The 16443-nt window shown below is 40.3% G+C and carries 12 protein-coding genes, 1 tRNA gene and 1 pseudogene; 6 read left to right on the forward strand and 8 right to left on the reverse strand.

Features of this window, described 5'->3' with window-relative positions:
- Window position 1 precedes the first annotated feature (1 nt).
- The 3 genes from QQ041_RS08135 to QQ041_RS08145 form a co-directional block, all read right to left on the reverse strand.
- A tRNA-Cys gene (locus QQ041_RS08135) sits at window positions 2–75 on the reverse strand.
- Between the two features lie 199 nt (window positions 76–274).
- Window positions 275–1720, reverse strand: a complete 1446-nt coding sequence (gene viaA, locus QQ041_RS08140) for an ATPase RavA stimulator ViaA (RefSeq protein WP_017070584.1) — start codon at window positions 1718–1720, stop codon at window positions 275–277.
- An 11-nt stretch (window positions 1721–1731) separates the two neighbouring features.
- Window positions 1732–3387: an ATPase RavA domain-containing protein gene (locus QQ041_RS08145; RefSeq protein ID WP_050634205.1), complete on the reverse strand. Its 1656-nt coding sequence runs from the start codon at window positions 3385–3387 to the stop codon at window positions 1732–1734.
- A 287-nt stretch (window positions 3388–3674) separates the two neighbouring features.
- On the opposite strand from QQ041_RS08145, the gene QQ041_RS08150 reads away from it, so the two are divergent.
- The 6 genes and pseudogenes from QQ041_RS08150 (at window position 3675) to QQ041_RS08175 (ending at window position 8496) form a co-directional block, all read left to right on the forward strand.
- Window positions 3675–4190 carry an NUDIX hydrolase gene (locus tag QQ041_RS08150; protein ID WP_146492494.1) on the forward strand — a complete coding sequence of 172 codons (516 nt, stop codon included), beginning with the start codon at window positions 3675–3677 and terminating at the stop codon, window positions 4188–4190.
- A 17-nt stretch (window positions 4191–4207) separates the two neighbouring features.
- Window positions 4208–5212, forward strand: coding sequence for a low-specificity L-threonine aldolase (ltaE, locus tag QQ041_RS08155; RefSeq protein WP_285953551.1), 1005 nt, complete (start codon window positions 4208–4210; stop codon window positions 5210–5212).
- 86 nt (window positions 5213–5298) lie between these two features.
- Window positions 5299–5485, forward strand: a pseudogene (locus tag QQ041_RS08160) (cytochrome c).
- Between the two features lie 173 nt (window positions 5486–5658).
- Window positions 5659–6009 (forward strand): hypothetical protein, encoded by a 351-nt coding sequence (locus tag QQ041_RS08165; RefSeq protein WP_285953552.1) that lies wholly within the window; start codon window positions 5659–5661, stop codon window positions 6007–6009.
- Between the two features lie 94 nt (window positions 6010–6103).
- Window positions 6104–7729 carry a response regulator gene (locus tag QQ041_RS08170; RefSeq protein ID WP_285953553.1) on the forward strand — a complete coding sequence of 542 codons (1626 nt, stop codon included), beginning with the start codon at window positions 6104–6106 and terminating at the stop codon, window positions 7727–7729.
- A 173-nt stretch (window positions 7730–7902) separates the two neighbouring features.
- Complete coding sequence (locus QQ041_RS08175) at window positions 7903–8496, forward strand: response regulator transcription factor (protein WP_285953554.1); 594 nt, start codon at window positions 7903–7905, stop codon at window positions 8494–8496.
- Here QQ041_RS08175 and QQ041_RS08180 read toward each other — a convergent pair whose 3' ends face one another.
- The 5 genes from QQ041_RS08180 to QQ041_RS08200 all read right to left on the reverse strand — a co-directional run bounded on the left by QQ041_RS08180 (window position 8497) and on the right by QQ041_RS08200 (window position 16329).
- Complete coding sequence (locus QQ041_RS08180; RefSeq protein WP_285953555.1) at window positions 8497–9390, reverse strand: LysR family transcriptional regulator; 894 nt, start codon at window positions 9388–9390, stop codon at window positions 8497–8499.
- A gap of 181 nt (window positions 9391–9571) precedes the next feature.
- Window positions 9572–10939 carry a GGDEF domain-containing protein gene (locus QQ041_RS08185; protein ID WP_285953556.1) on the reverse strand — a complete coding sequence of 456 codons (1368 nt, stop codon included), beginning with the start codon at window positions 10937–10939 and terminating at the stop codon, window positions 9572–9574.
- 17 nt (window positions 10940–10956) lie between these two features.
- Entirely contained in the window at window positions 10957–11544 is a 588-nt protein-coding gene (locus QQ041_RS08190) for a response regulator transcription factor (RefSeq protein ID WP_285953557.1), read from the reverse strand.
- On the reverse strand, window positions 11541–12707 hold the full coding sequence (locus QQ041_RS08195) for an EAL domain-containing protein (RefSeq protein WP_285953558.1): 1167 nt from the start codon (window positions 12705–12707) through the stop codon (window positions 11541–11543). The genes QQ041_RS08190 and QQ041_RS08195 overlap by 4 nt, the downstream gene beginning before the upstream one ends.
- Window positions 12697–16329 (reverse strand): transporter substrate-binding domain-containing protein, encoded by a 3633-nt coding sequence (locus QQ041_RS08200; RefSeq protein WP_285953559.1) that lies wholly within the window; start codon window positions 16327–16329, stop codon window positions 12697–12699. The genes QQ041_RS08195 and QQ041_RS08200 overlap by 11 nt, the downstream gene beginning before the upstream one ends.
- Between the last annotated feature and the right edge of the window lie 114 nt (window positions 16330–16443).

Consider the following 16443-nt stretch of genomic DNA (forward strand, 5'->3'; position numbering starts at 1 on the left):
ATGGAGGCGCCTCCCGGAGTCGAACCGAGGTCCACGGATTTGCAATCCGCTGCATAGCCACTCTGCCAAGGCGCCTTTTTAATTCAACACTTTAGGGACTTAAGTAAGCCTCACCGCTGTGTTCGGGTGCCTACTTTACGGATTGGGGAGAGATAGTCAAACAAAAAAGTGAATTTAAATTCCGTTTGCTGACATTTAAATCAAATTGCTGCATGTTCGATCTCTTCAATCAAAAAACACACAGCAAAATCGATTTAAATAAGATGTTTTAGCGCTACCACTTCTTCATGAAACGACCGACAAGGCTCGGATGATACGCCCAGCAGTGGTCGAACATCGTCATAAGTTGAGGGTTACCATACTTAGAAAGACTAACCGCATGGAAACGGTTTTTGTGTTCTTTCAACTTTTCAACCTGAGCAATCATTTCGTCAGATTGTTTAGGTGCAATAAAGTCCGAAAGTACGATTAAATCGGCATTCTTGTATTTATCACCCGTCATCAAATCAATCGACTTCATAAGAACAGGTTCTAGATCCGTACCGCCGTGGAATGAGTAACTTAAGAAGTCGCTCGCTTCACGTAAGCCATCTTGCCTTGTTAACTCATAAGTAATCTGCTCAGAAGAGAACAGAATCACGTAACAGTCTCTCTCTTCCGCAAGAGCAATTTGCATTAAGGCATAAGCCATAGCTTTAGCAGACTGCTCAGGGAAACCACTCATAGAGCCCGAAGCGTCCACACAGACGATAAACGGGCCCTTTTCAATATCGATGTTCTTGCTATCTGGTTTTTGCGCCTTCACTTTACGTAACGTGCGTGATTTACCTTGCGAGCGATAGCTCAGTAAACGCTTGTCGGCCAAGTGCTTGTAAAAGATAACCTCAAGTTCAGGATAGGCTAGGAACATGGTTTCGTTTGGCAGCATTTTGTTCAGGTCATCACTTTCATGAATCCCAACAATATCATCGACGGCCTCATCGCTCTTCTCTTCAACCATCTGCAATTCTTCTACAGGGGCTTTGTGAAGCGAAGGATCATCTTCTTCACCAGCCATACGGCCCAGCTTTTCAGCGATCTCTTGCAAGCCCTTGTGCTTATTCAAGAACTCAGCATGACGCTTCATGATGGTAAGGTCTGTTTTGCTTAACTTGGCAGATGCCATATCCCACAAGCGCCCTACACTGCCTTCATCACCCGACTCCGTCACTTTGTCCATGTTTTTCATGGTTTCCATGCGCTGGTAAAGATCGGCTAAGACTTTTTCTTTGCTCGTTTCAAGTTCGGTTACTTGAGCTTGCTTGATCGCATCTGATAGTGATTGGTACCACTGGTCGCAAAAGTAGTGTGGAAACATCGCGTTATAAACGCCCTTATTGTTCTCCATAAGGCGTCTAGCTTGTAGATAAAACGCTGAGTGCCACTCAAGCTTTTTGATAACACTGTCTATCTCATCAAAGAACTGAGGTTCATCCCAGTAAATCACTTCTTGGTAAAGGGCGATCTCCTCTTGGAATCGATCAGTTTCACACACTTTAGTGACGCGTTTTTTTACTTTACCACGCCATTTCACTAAGTGGTTTTTCACTGATGTCTTCACACCTTTGTTCTCTGCAGCCATCATGACTTGAGAACGAGCGATGAGATCATTCATCGCTGTATCAATGATTCCTGAATCAGCCACCATCAAAGCGAGGTTTAAGCCGTCTGCTCCTAACATATGCTCTCCCCTTACTCGAAGTACTGGCTCATAAACTTAATACGCTGAGCAATCTTACTGCTCTTCACTTTGGTTGTTTCAAGATCTTGCGTTACCGCTTGCAAACTTGCTTCCATCGCTTTCGGTAAATCAGGGTCAATATAGTTATGAGGTAACGCATCATGGAATTCAGTGCGAACGCGTTTTAACTTGAATTCCGCTTCGGTTAACTGTTCTAGCGCTCTTTCAGCGCCACTTAACCACTTGTTATACAGTTCTTGATCCAAACCATCTGTGGTAACAACGCTCACCAAGACAGAGCGATTGGCAATGTCTTTAATCACTAATTGGTTCGATGCATCTAAGTCGAGTTTTAAACGGCATAGGTTTTTATTTTCGTTTACGTAACCGTAAATATCGCCGTGACCTTCTTTAAGAACACGATCAAAATCGTCTTTGGCTACGTATACCCAACGGCTATCGCCTTTCTCTGATTCAGACACCGACATGTTGCTTTGTAGCATAACCAGTTTAACTAGATTGTATGCACTGCCCACGCTGTACATTTTCGCGTTCTTGATATCATTCTGGTAAACGTCTTTTCGTAACAAGCCGCTGGTTGATTCCATAGAAAGCGAAACAGATAGCGTCGATTCAACATCATCTTGAATCTCTTCTAACTCTTCACGAGACATTTCGATTTGCGCTTTTGACTCTTGCTGATCGAACGCACGGTTCAATGCAAAGTCTTTAACCACGCTACGAACCACATCTCGTGATTCTGGGCTATGCCATAAACAATCTTGCAGAAGCATGATATCTAGCGGGTTCACGCTATCTCGCCCGCTAAAGAAGGCGCTCGCTTTCAATAGCTTAACGGCTTTCTTCCAACGTCTGTCGGATACATACAAATCAGACTCTGATGCAGAACCTTGCTTCTTAACTGTTTCCTCAAGCATGGTTTTCAGTTCATACAGCTTGTTAAACGAGTTATCGGTCAGCTCTAACTTGTCGAGCTCTTTCTGCCATTGATGGTATTCAATGTCAGTGATCGCCAAGCCTTTTGGAATCACAGCTTCTTGAGATGTGCCAGTCGTCAGCATCGATTTAAAGTTTTGTTTGTTTTGAATACGGTTTACAAACACGCGAACCAACATACGGTCATAAAGCGCTTCCAGGCCGCTGTCTTCGTCTGGAAGTTCATTAGATGCAGATACCAACAAGCGCATCGGTACACGCTCAATGTCGCTGCCGTTTTTGAAGGTTTTTTCGTTCACTACAGTAAGCAGTGTGTTTAGGATTGCAGGGCCTGCTTTCCAGATCTCATCAAGGAACACAACTTGTGCAGTTGGTAGGTAGCCTTCGGTCAGTCTTACATAACGACCGTTGTCTTTTAATTCTTGGATACTTAGCGGGCCGAACACTTCCTCTGGTGTAGAGAAACGTGTCATCAAATATTCGAAATAGCTGCTATTGTCAAAAGCTTGGATCAAGCGTTTAGCAATAAGACTTTTTGCGATGCCCGGAGGGCCTAATAGGAATACACTTTCGCCGGCGAGAGCCGCCAGTAAACAGAGCTTAATCGTGTCTTCTCTTTCATAGACACCATCGGATAGAGCATGCGCTAATTTATTGATTCTTTCAGAGAGTAGCGCTTTGTCAGCATGTGAGGAAATAGAAGGGTTCATGCGTTACTCCGGAAATCTTTTAACTGTTGAGAGTGTAGATATGTTTTTATACATTTGTTAGCACTTTGTTACAAGTGTATTTTATTATTGAGTTGCATTTATATCAGATGGTTAGGGTCGTAATTTTCATGTAATCATAGATTCCAAATATGAGAGTAACATCACGAACGGCACAAAACGAAATCTATAACTAAACCCAATTTTTCTTTTATTTTCGACACCATAGACGTTATGGTGGTGCACGTCTTCAGTTATCGATAAATTGGCAAGGAATGTGGCCAGACTTCATGAGTAAAGTTATCCATCAATGGAAAAGTATTTCTCTTATAGAAGAGAACGTGACGCTCCCTACGAACGTCGTGGTAAAACATACAACAATCAACCACCCTGGCGCGGCCGTTATTCTTCCTATCACTTCGTCTGGAAAGATTATCCTCATTAACCAATTTCGCCCTTCTCTCAAAAAGTGGCTTCTAGAGTTACCTGCAGGCACTATGGAAATTGATGAAACACCTCTTGAATGCGCGCAGCGCGAACTGGAAGAAGAAACAGGTTACAGTGCAACTTCTTTTCAAAGTTTAGGGCAAGTTACGCCTTTAGCTGGCTTCTGCGATGAGATACAGCATCTATTCGTCGCAAAAGACCTAAGCCTCACTACCCGCTTTGAATGTGATGAAGATGAAGTCATAGAAGTGATCGAGCTGAGCTTAGAAGAACTACACAACAAAATACGACACGATCAAATCACCGATACAAAAACTATCGCTTGTTTAAGTAAAGCCCAACTCTGCGGCTACCTATAATACTCTAGGAGAGAAACATGGACTTTCGTTCTGATACCGTAACTAAACCCTCACAAGCAATGCGCGATGTAATGGCAAACGCAGAAGTCGGCGATGATGTATATGGTGACGACCCAACATTAAACGAGCTTGAGCAGTGGGCAGCAGACGAAACAGGCTTTGAAGCCGCTATGTTCACGTCTTCTGGCACGCAAGCTAACCTACTTGGTTTAATGGCGCACTGTGAGCGTGGTGACGAATACCTTTGTGGCCAACAAGCGCACAACTACAAGTACGAAGCTGGCGGCGCTGCGGTACTTGGTTCTATTCAACCTCAGCCCATTGAGAACAACGCAGACGGCACACTAGACTTTAAAAAACTTGCTGCTGCGATTAAGCCAGACGACAGCCACTTTGCACGTACTAAGCTGCTTAGTTTAGAAAATACGATTAATGGTAAAGTACTTCCAATGTCTTATTTAGCGGAAGCTCGTGAGTTCGTAAACCAACATGGCTTGCAAATGCACCTAGATGGAGCGCGCGTCTACAATGCGGCAGTCGCGTTAGATGTTCACATTAAAGAGATCGCACAACACTTCGATTCTATGACGATTTGCTTATCGAAAGGTTTAGGCGCTCCAATCGGTTCACTACTTCTTGGCAGCAAAGAGTACATCGCTAAAGCACGTCGACTACGTAAAATGGTCGGCGGTGGTATGCGCCAAGCAGGTATTCTTGCCGCAGCTGGTAAGATGGCTCTAACAGAGAACGTGACTCAGCTTAAAGCAGACCATGCGAACGCAAAAAACCTAGCGATTGGTTTAAGTAAGCTAGAAGGTTTTTCGGTTAACCCTGATTTCATTCAAACCAACATTGTATTTGCGAAGTTAGATGAGTCCGTGGATATAAACCGAATCGCTCGCGAGCTGAGCGAACAAGGCATTACGATGTCACCAGGGAATCCTGTTCGCTTTGTTACTCATAGAGATATCAGTTCAGAAGACATCACTACTTTCCTAACAAAGCTAGAAAATGCGCTTTAACTCTTAACGAGAAGAGCGTCTACCGCAATTAACACTAAAGCTTCCCTCGGGAAGCTTTATACTTTTGTTTTCACGGGATAATGTACGTGTACAACAAGCCCCTAGCTTTACTCATTGCGACTATCTCTTTCACACTTCACGCAGATAATTTGGGTGATCCAGAACTTGGTAAACTGAAATACCTGCGCTGAATTGATGAAGGCTCAATTAAGTCGAATTTCTGAACAAGATATCAAAGATATTGTGGCCTATTACGCTTCATTGTCCAAATAGCGAACTATCCCATGTCGAGAGCGAATAAATAAAACCCACCACCTTTATGTTAATTACACAGATCTCTAGGTTCGCTAGATATATGAATTAGCCAACTCCAATAGATTTGTGATATTTTTATTCATACCAACCTGTAGTTACTATAAATAAATCACTCACCAACAAACATTTTCATGAAAAACAAACTTAACATTGGTCATGAAATTAGCTGGCTAAATAACTACCCTAACGATCAAAGATCTTACCTTGCGGAGGTTTACGTTAGCGTAATGAACGAAGACCTAGAGAAACTCATGAGCGCATGGCCTGAGCGAACAACCACATTACAAGTCATACATCGCATGAAAGGCGGCCTTTCATCAATCGGACATTTTTCGCTAGAGCAAAAAATTAAGGCGGAAGAGACAGCATTGAAATTAGGAAATAGTAGTGTCAAAGAAACAAACCTCAAAATTATTAAATTAATTTCACATAGCGTGGAATTAATTGAGGAATGGCTAGAGATTAGTGGTGTAGGAAATTGATCAAATCGATGTAGGATTTTTCTTATTTTAACTCTTTGGCGATTTTAGTCATTTCCGTTTTGTTACAATTAGCTAAATTTAGTCAACAGTAAAAATGATGAATAAAGATATTAAAAAATATACTGTATTGGTTGCAGACGACTCTCGTCTGGTTACAAGTAGTGTAGCCACAATCTTGCGACAAATCGGCTTTGTGTCCATATCTTATGCATACAAGCCTTTCGACGTTATTCAGCAGTGCCATCAGAACACTTTTGACATTATTATCTGTGACTATAACTTCCAAACTCAATTGACTGGCTATCAACTATTGGAAGAGCTCAAACACGCACAAATTTTAAAATCGAACACGATTTTTATGTTCCTCACGGGCGAAAATGATTACAACGTGGTGCGCTCAATCGTAGACTCCGAACCTGACGATTACCTACTTAAGCCGTTTAACAAACAGTTCTTTATCAAACGGATATTTTCAACCCTCAAGCGAAAGTTGGCCCTTGCACCAATCTTTGAAAAGTTAGCTGAATTCGATTTTTCTGCCGTTGTTCGCGAGTGCGATGATCTTCAACCATTCCACCCTGAATATTCAAAGCTTATCCGAAAACACAAAGCCTCTGCCTTATTGAAAAGTAAGCAATTTAATAAAGCTCAAAAGGAGTATGAAAGCTTACTCGAAGAGGATGACTTAGACTGGATCAAAACAGGCCTTGCAAGCACGCTCATTGAAACAGACCAAGTGGGCGAAGCAAGAGAGATGCTCAACTTAGTTAAGTCCAAAAAGGACAATCCCTACTTTCACGACGAAATGTCGAACATATATGCGATTGAAGACGACCTACCCAACGCCATCGAACACTTGAAACAGTCAGCGATGTTACTCGATGCGGGCGCGCACAGAGAATTGGTGATCGCAAACTTATCTATTGCCGCAGAGGCTTACCAAGACGCGTTCACCTATATGAAAAGGTATTACAAAAAGAACATTAATACCTTTCGCGGTGGGTTTTATACCCAAATTAACTACATGCGTACTTTTCTTTATAAGCAACCGCTTGGCGGACCAATAAACCTCTTTGAAGGGAAATTTACTTCGTACAACTCAATTTTAAACGATCTTGGTAAAGCGCCAGAGCTTATTCTTCAGAACAAGCTGATTTCTGCACATATTGCATTAATCAAAGGTGACCTAAAGACGGCAACACTCAACATAAAACAAGCGTTGAATAATACTTCCGATTTTCACTTTTATGATTTCTATCACCTTTGTTTCTTATTAGAACAGTGCTCTTTCTTGAGCGAAACGCCAACATTCGTAAAAAGGTTGGAAGACAGTATTAATCAAAATCAACACCCGAGCATTATTCGTAGCCAAATTCAGATGCTCAATAGCTTTAAAGAGCGTCTACAAGCCTCTCAGCAGCACTTGAGTAATATCCGCAAAGAGATGGTGTTAATGAAATCGTCGGATCGTTTAACGAAAGATAGCCACATTGATTATTATTTAGACATTCACGACCTTTTGCCACACTCAAAAAATACCTGTTTAGCAATAATCAAACTTTCAGCACTGCTTAGCACTCCCTATGAAGGCAAACACGATATTCGCATCAAAATAAACAAGTGCAATGACGTACTGGTCAACTTATATACACAAGAAGAGCTAAACAGTATAAATTACAATCAAATCCTACATAGGGCCCGAAGTCTAGCTACCTATTAATAGCGCTAAGTTTAAGAGAGTAATAAGGGATTCCCCTTTTAAACCACCTGTTTTTCAAAATTCTAAAATGTCATTTTCATACTTAGAAATATGTTTTTCCATAGAATCTGAGCTTGAACACAATCTGAGGATTCAGAAGGACAGGATTCACAGTACAATAATGTAGGTGACTTATGACAAAACAGACCGCTTTAATCATTGATGAACAACCACTGTATCGTGAAGCTCTTTCAGAGTTAATCAGAAATTCTTTAGATGTGGAAGAGATCTATAAGACAACAGATACCGACAGCATTTTAAAGTTGGTGAAAAACCAAAGGATTGATTTAATCGTACTTGATATAACTTTATTTGATAATGATGGAGTTAACCTAGCTAAGATCATCAAAGCACATGGCTACGAGGGTAAACTATTATTTGTCTCTTCTCTAGACAATCCAAGCTTATCAGATGCTGCTTTACACTTAGGTGCAAATGGCTTTTTGAGTAAGAACGAAAACTATGAGTCCATACGCTTCGCGTTGACCAGTATTATGAAAGGCTACTCTCTATTTAAATGTGACCAAATTAAGCATGGACAAAGCACCAAGCTATCGACTAAAGAAGCCATAGTATTTCAGTACCTTATCCAAGGCCACTCCAATAAACTCATCTCAGAGAGACTCTCACTGAGCGCAAAGACTATCAGTACGTATAAAACTCGTATTCTGAATAAATACAGAGCTAATTCAATCATTGAACTGATACAGCTCAACAACACTATCTAGCTATTTTACAGGATTGAGACTCCGCTCCATCACGGTGATCAATAGTTGATGAAGCGCATTATGGCGGTGCGTTTGTTTGATATAAGCCGCAATCTTCGGGCGACCATTGGCATAATACGACTCTGGTACTTCGAAAAATTTGAAACCTTCAATAGGAAAGCCAAAGTTCATCATGATCGTCGCGCTGCCGCTACGCTTTAACAAGCTAAATAACAAACCAACATCACCAACTGTAACCTTAGACGATATTTCAAATCCTTTTTTTTCCAATATCATACGAACAATTTGCTTCGACCCTTTCCACCCTTTGAGTTCTAATAAAATGAAGGGTAATGACAAAGCCGTTTCTAAAGTATGAGCATCAACTTCAGTTGGAACAACCAGCCCTACAGGCAGTGAACCAAGTGCTTGTTGATATATAGATTTAGGACAGTCTTCATTGTAGTGATGCAAGTGTACATCCACTTTACCATCAAGAATACTATCAATAGGTCTATCACTTGGACTCACAATGTTAATATGCGCTTTGGGAAGCAATTTCATAAGCTCGTTTAAGATCGCTCCTCCAATAAAGTGTTGCACATCCTGAGGTATAGATATGGTGATAGCTCTGTCATAAGTAAGAGGATTAAAAACACTGGCCCCCATACAAGATTCTAAACTGTCAAGCCCAGACTGAATAACAGGCAATTGTTTTCTTAAAAAATCGGTACTTTCAAAATGATGAGAACGCCTGATAAATAGTTCGTCTCCCAACTGCTCTCTTAAGCGAGTAAGGTACTTACTGATTGAAGCCTCACTCTTACCAAGAATTTTAGCCACTGGCTTAAGTTGTTGATGCTTATCCAACAACACCAAGATACGTAGAAGATTTAAATCTAAATCTTTATTCACAGCAATAGCCCTTCATCGTAAATTCAAAAACTTAGCTAACATGTACACGTTAGTATCTAAGTTTAGTCAATACAAGGTAGCGAGCCATTGCTGACGCTATCCTTTCCACCAGCCGCTAGATATGACATTCATCTAACATAACGAAACACAAATCGATAAGTGAGATGACGTAAGCACCCAATTAGCGCTGTGCTTTTTGCTCATAAAGCTTTTCATCAGCTTTTTCAAGCGCGTGTTCTAGAGGCTCATTCTCGCCCTTAAATGCGACACCAATACTCACCGAAGCATCAAACCCCAATGAAGAGATTTTAAAGCTATTCACCTGACTTTTTAGAACCTCTGATGCTTTCCTAGCGTTATCTATACTGCAATTCGGCATAATGACAACAAACTCGTCACCGCCTACTCTCAGTAAAAAATCATCTCGGCGAAAAACGTTTTTCATTGAAGAAGCGATGTGTTTAATCACTTCATCTCCCCAAGTGTGGCCTAGGTTATCGTTAATATCTTTAATTCGGTCGCCATCGATGACGATAACCGAACAAGTATTGCCTTCTACTGACTGAGTGAATTCTCGTGTGCTATAAATTCGACGATTGTACAAACCTGTCATTTGGTCTCTTAACGCCGTGTTCTTCGCATCAACCAATTCACCTTTGGTGATATTGGCTTTATTAACATAAAAGAGATAGTTAATGCTAACGAGCAGCAAAGCTATAAACAACCAAAAGTAATCAATGATCAACTTGGAATATGGATAACGATACGTATAAGTGTTCTTGTTGTCTGCAACTACGGTTTTACTAAAGTTCAGATACGAATATGGATACCCTGGATACGTAATAATCGTGTTATTGATATTGTTTCTCACCTCATAAGCCGTACTTTGGCCAACCTCGTTCATGTAATGTTCTATCTCCACGTTAAACACGTAATCACCAATGATGACCCCTTGGTAGTATACCGGAGATACAATCGAAAGAACTTCCTTCTGGCTTAGCCTCCCAACATGAGGCCGTGATATGAGAACCCTATCCGTCAATTGGTATTCTTTTGCTTTAATCGAACACACCTCACCCTCAACGCACATATCTCCTGAAAGACGCTCTTCTAAGGATCTAAAGTCCTCAGGTTCACTCGGGAATATGTATTTTGAACCCGAATAAGAACGATAAAAAAACATAAAACTGTTGTCCTTAGAATTTAAGTCATTATACAACTCAATATCATGCATTAAATGTCTAACGACGGTTTCAGTATTGTTCAGTCGAGGCTCACCAAGAGGATAAATAGTATCAGCAAGTTTCATCTTATTAACGCTGTCGAAGTAATGGCTATCGTCGTATGACATTTGAGCTAATTTTGATTCCGTAAATAAACCAAGCAGAACTAAGTAGTCTTTATACCTTTCTAACTGCATCACATGTAAATCAAATTCTGAAATCTCTTTGTTGATTTTCACCGTGCCGAAGCTGGCAAGAAACAATAGATATATCGTTGCAGAAAATGTAAGTGACGCCGTCATTATTTTAAATTTTGGCATTAGCATGATAATTCTTTTGATAGTCATAAATCAATAACTCTATATAATTCAATGATATTGTCGACACTGTACTTAGTAAGTATTCGAGATTTATACGTACTAATTGTTTTTTCACTAATAGAAAGTAGCTCAGCAATATCTTTATTTGTCATCCCCTTTAACAGCAATTTCGCAACGGTCGTTTCACGAGGAGACAACTTTAGATCTTGTCCGACCTTGCGTGGGTCGTTAACCTCTTTAAAGAATGAGTACCCTTTAACAATTGCCTCAATCGCATCTTTAAGTACGTTGTAATGCTCCGACTTGCACACATACCCATGGGCTCCAACCTTGAAGGCCATTTCACTGTAATAAGCACTAGTCTCGGCCGAATAGAACACTACTCTCCCTCTAAAACCATGCGATTTAATACGACGATAAAAATCGAAGCCATCGCAATCATCCAAATTGACATCTAGGATCAATAAATCGATTTGAGAATTTCGAACAAATTCATTTGCGGCTTTCAACTCTGAAGCCACATTGACTTGAGCAATATGAGGTGAAAATTCAACAAGTGATTTGATCGCAACACAAACCAGAGGGTGATCATCGAAAATTAAACAGTTCATCTGATATCTATATTTATGTTTGAGACAAGTTTGAAAGGCAACGGCTTAGAGACGAAATAACCCTGACATAGATCAACGCCATACTCCTTCAGTAATGACCAAGTTTCTTGATCCTCTACCCCTTCAGCGACTAACTTGATACCTAAATTTTTCGCCAAACCACATATTGATAAAACGATGTTTTTCTTCTTTTGATCCTTTGTTAGGTCAAAAATAAACGAGCGGTCAATCTTCATTTCGTTGAAAGGTAATTGAGCTAGCTTTACTAATGAAGAGTTTCCCGTTCCGAAGTCATCAATAGATACAGCGACATCATTGACTCTCAATTTAGTGAGATTTTTATACAAAGAGACACTGTTCTTGTAGGTATCGTGCTCTGTAATTTCGATAATAAAAGAGGACGGGGTTACGCCCCTCTCTAAACATCTTGCGATAAATGTCTGCGCAAAGTTGCTATCATCAAGATTAAATTGGTTTACATTGATCGCGATCTTCTTACACAAACCATTAGCCTTCATGTCGTCTAGCGCATTATTTAAGACAGTATCAAATAGCTCTGCAGACAACTGACAGCGTTCAACGATAGGTAAGAAAGTGTCAGGAAAAAGTACGCCGTATTCAGGGTGAACCCACCTTGCCAAGGCTTCATAAGCCGTCACCGTCGCCGTTTCGAAATCAACTTGAGGTTGATAATAGTTTTGTATTTGGCCTTTTGCTAACGCAATTAAGAATTCCTCATCGGAAACCTCAATATTATTCCTCGTTGGAAACGTTTGAGTGCCAAGTTTGCTCCTCATCGCCAATACATCTTCAATCGATTTTAAGGTGTAGGGCTTTTCAATAATTCCCAACACATCAAATGAAAAGTTTTCACACATCGCACGAATAGCGGAAAGAACTGTGAGTTCGACTGAACTTATCAATACTACATTGCCTTGATAATTTGCCTTGTCCAGCATAAACATCATGTCTACCCCGTCATGGACTGGCATTTGAATATCGCAAAATATGATGTCGAAATTTTGAGCCTTTACTTTCTCGCAAGCTTCCAACACATTGTCGAAAACCGTAACGTTGTAACCAAACTGGGCCAATAACTGCTTCAACAAGACCAGAAGAATCGGATGATCATCAACAATCATAATTTCAAGGTTAGTATTCATTGGCTTTCAACCACCTTCTGGTAAATTCGATTTCTGATTCAATGGCCCCAACCAGCTTCCTTAATTCGTCTTTATTAGCTACTCGTTCACAACATGCAATGTCTTTACACAAAGATGAAATTTCAGTTGCGCCTAGAGCGTTTAACGCCCCTTTAATTCTATGAATCGTTCGATTGATGGTAGGCGAGTTTATGTCGATATTTGCGATGTCTTCAGTCATTGTATCGATAAACACACTAGCAACCGCGATTGCATTACTTTTGTCGAATCGAGTTAACCATGTGGGAACTGGAACAGAAGGCGTCGCATGTTTCTCCAAAATAGCTAACAGCTTAGACACGCTGAATGGCTTATAAAGAATTTCATCAATAGCGATATGTTTGGTTTTCTCACGCGCTACTCGCGAATCTTCCGCAGTGATACCAATCACGACAATATCTTTAAAATCTTCACTATTTTTGATCTTGTTTGCTAACTCATAGCCGTCCATTTCAGGCATATGAAAATCAGTAAGTAGTACCTTAATCGAGTTGTGATTGATGTAATCCCATGCTTGAAGTCCGGTATCCACAAATACAGGTTTGATGCCGAGTTCATTCATTTGTAATGTCATCACGCTCTGGTTAATTGGATTATCTTCCGCGATAAGAACATCGCCATATTGCCAATCACTCACTGCCTCTGGAGTTAGTAAACTAACGGTGTGTTCATCTGGTCTCACGACCAAATTCAACAAGCTGTCTGGGTACTTCAACTGTTCTTGCTCAATCATGATTTGGTCATTCAAGTTTAGCCGAACCGTCATGCTGACAAGATTGGGTTGCGAACTATGTGTAATGTACAAGTCAGGTTTATTCTCAGATTCTGTAAGCTTCCACTCATGGCACCAACCTTTTAAGTTATTAGGCAGGTCTCGCGAATACGTTAGACTCTTGATTGAATAGCCCTCATCCCCGTCACATAATATAAACGGGATAGAAACACTGATTGTGGTACCTCGATTTAACTCAGACTCAATCTTTAGTTCACCGCCCATACATTGTAGGAGCTGATCAACAATACTGAGCCCCAACCCTGTTCCACCGTAGTGTCTTGTTATGCTGTCATCAGCTTGTACGAAGGGTTTCAGGACTTGCTGTTGCTGTGTTGAAGTCATGCCAATACCGGTATCGGTTATCTCGACAACTAATTGATTATCGACAGCCGTAACGACAGCACTGATCTCACCTTCTGACGTAAACTTCACGGCATTCGACAGCAAGTTCGTGAGTATTTGAGACACACGAATACCATCAACCATCACCCACTGATAAGCAAAGGGATGAATCTCAACACGGTAATTAAGGTTCTTGCTTTTAGATATCGGTTCAAAGGTTCTGAATACATCGCAAAGAAGCGGTAATAGTTGGACCTTTTCAGCTTTGACAGACAGCACACCAGATTCGATCTTCGACAAATCTAGTACACCATCCACCAGCTTATTTAGGTGGTCAAGAGAACGAATAGCTTGGTCGACTAAACGGCTGTCTTTATCGTTAACTGCATTGATCTTAATGATGTCAAGCAACCCATGCACAGCAGATAAAGGCGTGCGAAGTTCATGGCTCATGGTGGTGAGCAGGTTCTCTCTTGCTTCAACGGCAAGTTTGGCCTCTTGCTCAGCTTTTATTAACGCGTTTTCACGTTTCTTTTGCGCAGATACATCAAGCAGAGATGTTAGAATAAATCGCTTATCACTGTTCGACGATGAGATCGTTTTACTCTCTCTGTGAACATGAGAAATATCTAAGCGACAATCTTTCGCCAAGTGAGTATCTTTAAGGCTTCTCCCCCCAAGGATCGTTTTAATCTCTATCTGATTACCCACCAACGAATCACCAGTTGTTTGAGACTTCATCGAACAAGCACTGCATTCCTGAGTTTGAAGCTTTGGGCAGTTACTCAATAAGACCTCGTTGTTTTCATTATGAATAAAAACAATATTATTGATCTCTTGGATGATTTCAGAGAGCCAAATCCTCTCTTTTTCTTCTTGGCCTGCATTCAATTCAGCAAGCTTCACTTTGTAACGTAGATTAGTAAAGATTAAGTAACCCAAATACGAAATCGTTAGAAATATGACAAGTACAAGAGCAGCTAATTTATTTACATCACTACTGTCGTAGCCATAGGTCAAATCAAACTTACGATAGTTTCTGCTAAGCTTTTCAATTTCTTCAACGCTTATCGTATCGATGATGCTGTTCAAGACATTTTTCAACTCAAAATTTTTCTTAGATACAGCAAATGCAATGGAATAAGTTACTCCCTCTTTTTTATTGAACGTAAGTCCTTCCGTTGAATCGTTCAACATCATCGAATAGGTAATATCATCCGGAATATACGCCACAGATATCTTGTCACTTTTCAAATCATCAAGAATTTGTTTCATGTCTCGATATCGAATGATGTTGTTATCATCACGCTCCCCTAAATTGATAAGGCCCTGCTTACTTACGCTGAGAAGAATGCCTTGCTTCTTAGCTTTCGATGACTTTGCCGACTTATTACCCGTCACTTTAGTAAAGCTCGCCTGCATAAACGGTTTAGTAATTAACCATTTGGCCGTATTCACTTCAGAGTTATCACTATACAAAACAGGCACAACATCAGCGTTAAAAGTGGTATATCCAGAATCCAAATTGAGCTCAGGAGCTATGTAATCAAAACCTAACCCAGTTCTTGCAGATAGTAAGGCTAGATATTCAACCAGCATGCCGTCAAGTTGTTGATTTTCGTTCTCAAAAATAAATGGGTACGCATCACCATTAGAACTGTAGGTGATCACATCTTTACCAATATGACCTGACTTGTATTGCGAAATAAGTTTATCGCTAATGTGATAAGGATTCTTTGATTCGACAGATCGCACCCCACGACCTTCAACTTCCCACAATAAAATTGAATCAATTTGTTCAATTAACTCTTGATTATCTTTACTGGAAATGATGCGCACTTGCTCCTCATGCAACCACTCAGGTACATCTACGACCCCCCTCATCACATCGTTATGATCAAGGTATTCATTGATTGAAACATAAGTTGATAAAAGGACATCGGCTTTACCCAATAAAACAGCATCGAAAGCATCGTCTCGTGACTTGGCTTTATAGAGTTTGTGGAACCCACGCTTCTCAATAAGTTGGCAATATACGCTCTGGTCTATGCATGCCCACGTCAACTTCTCTTGTTGTTTATTTCTCAGATAAGCATCTTTATACCAAATGGCCAGAGTCGTTGAGAAAATCGATTCTGTAAATACGAACTTTTTCTCTCTTTCATCTGTTCTACTAAACCCCAACGCTCCATCAATTCTGTTATTCTCTACATCATCAAGTAATTCTGGAATATTTGTATAAGTTTTAATGTCCAGATCAAGATTTAGGAAGCCACTTATATTCAATAGGTAGTCTAAGCTAACTCCATATATAGCTTCTAATTTACTAAGATCATCGTTTTCACTGTTTGACAATACGCCAACCACGATTTTACCGTTCTTCTTATCTAATGCTATGGCAGGCATTGACATAAGTGAAAACATCAAAGTAATCACAATAAAAACTGTATTTATATAATTAAACATGTAACCTTCCTAAAAGCAGGTCGTTCATAATACCTCCATCTATTAACTTTTCAAATTAAATGAAAATCAGACAAAACAGTAACCCACTGTTATTAAAGGACTAACAAGAAAATA

Source organism: Vibrio sp. TMPB1044, from assembly GCF_030442075.1.
Taxonomy (GTDB): Bacteria; Pseudomonadota; Gammaproteobacteria; order Enterobacterales; family Vibrionaceae; genus Vibrio; species Vibrio satsumensis.

Bases quoted from the DNA above. Each gene is read 5' to 3' on its own strand.
- viaA (WP_017070584.1), bottom strand. From the start codon at position 1,720: ATGTTAGGAGCAGACGGCTTAAACCTCGCTTTGATGGTGGCTGATTCA.
- QQ041_RS08145 (WP_050634205.1), bottom strand. From the start codon at position 3,387: ATGAACCCTTCTATTTCCTCACATGCTGACAAAGCGCTACTCTCTGAA.
- QQ041_RS08150 (WP_146492494.1), top strand. From the start codon at position 3,675: ATGAGTAAAGTTATCCATCAATGGAAAAGTATTTCTCTTATAGAAGAG.
- ltaE (WP_285953551.1), top strand. From the start codon at position 4,208: ATGGACTTTCGTTCTGATACCGTAACTAAACCCTCACAAGCAATGCGC.
- QQ041_RS08165 (WP_285953552.1), top strand. From the start codon at position 5,659: ATGAAAAACAAACTTAACATTGGTCATGAAATTAGCTGGCTAAATAAC.
- QQ041_RS08170 (WP_285953553.1), top strand. From the start codon at position 6,104: ATGATGAATAAAGATATTAAAAAATATACTGTATTGGTTGCAGACGAC.
- QQ041_RS08175 (WP_285953554.1), top strand. From the start codon at position 7,903: ATGACAAAACAGACCGCTTTAATCATTGATGAACAACCACTGTATCGT.
- QQ041_RS08185 (WP_285953556.1), bottom strand. From the start codon at position 10,939: ATGCTAATGCCAAAATTTAAAATAATGACGGCGTCACTTACATTTTCT.
- QQ041_RS08190 (WP_285953557.1), bottom strand. From the start codon at position 11,544: ATGAACTGTTTAATTTTCGATGATCACCCTCTGGTTTGTGTTGCGATC.
- QQ041_RS08195 (WP_285953558.1), bottom strand. From the start codon at position 12,707: ATGAATACTAACCTTGAAATTATGATTGTTGATGATCATCCGATTCTT.
- QQ041_RS08200 (WP_285953559.1), bottom strand. From the start codon at position 16,329: ATGTTTAATTATATAAATACAGTTTTTATTGTGATTACTTTGATGTTT.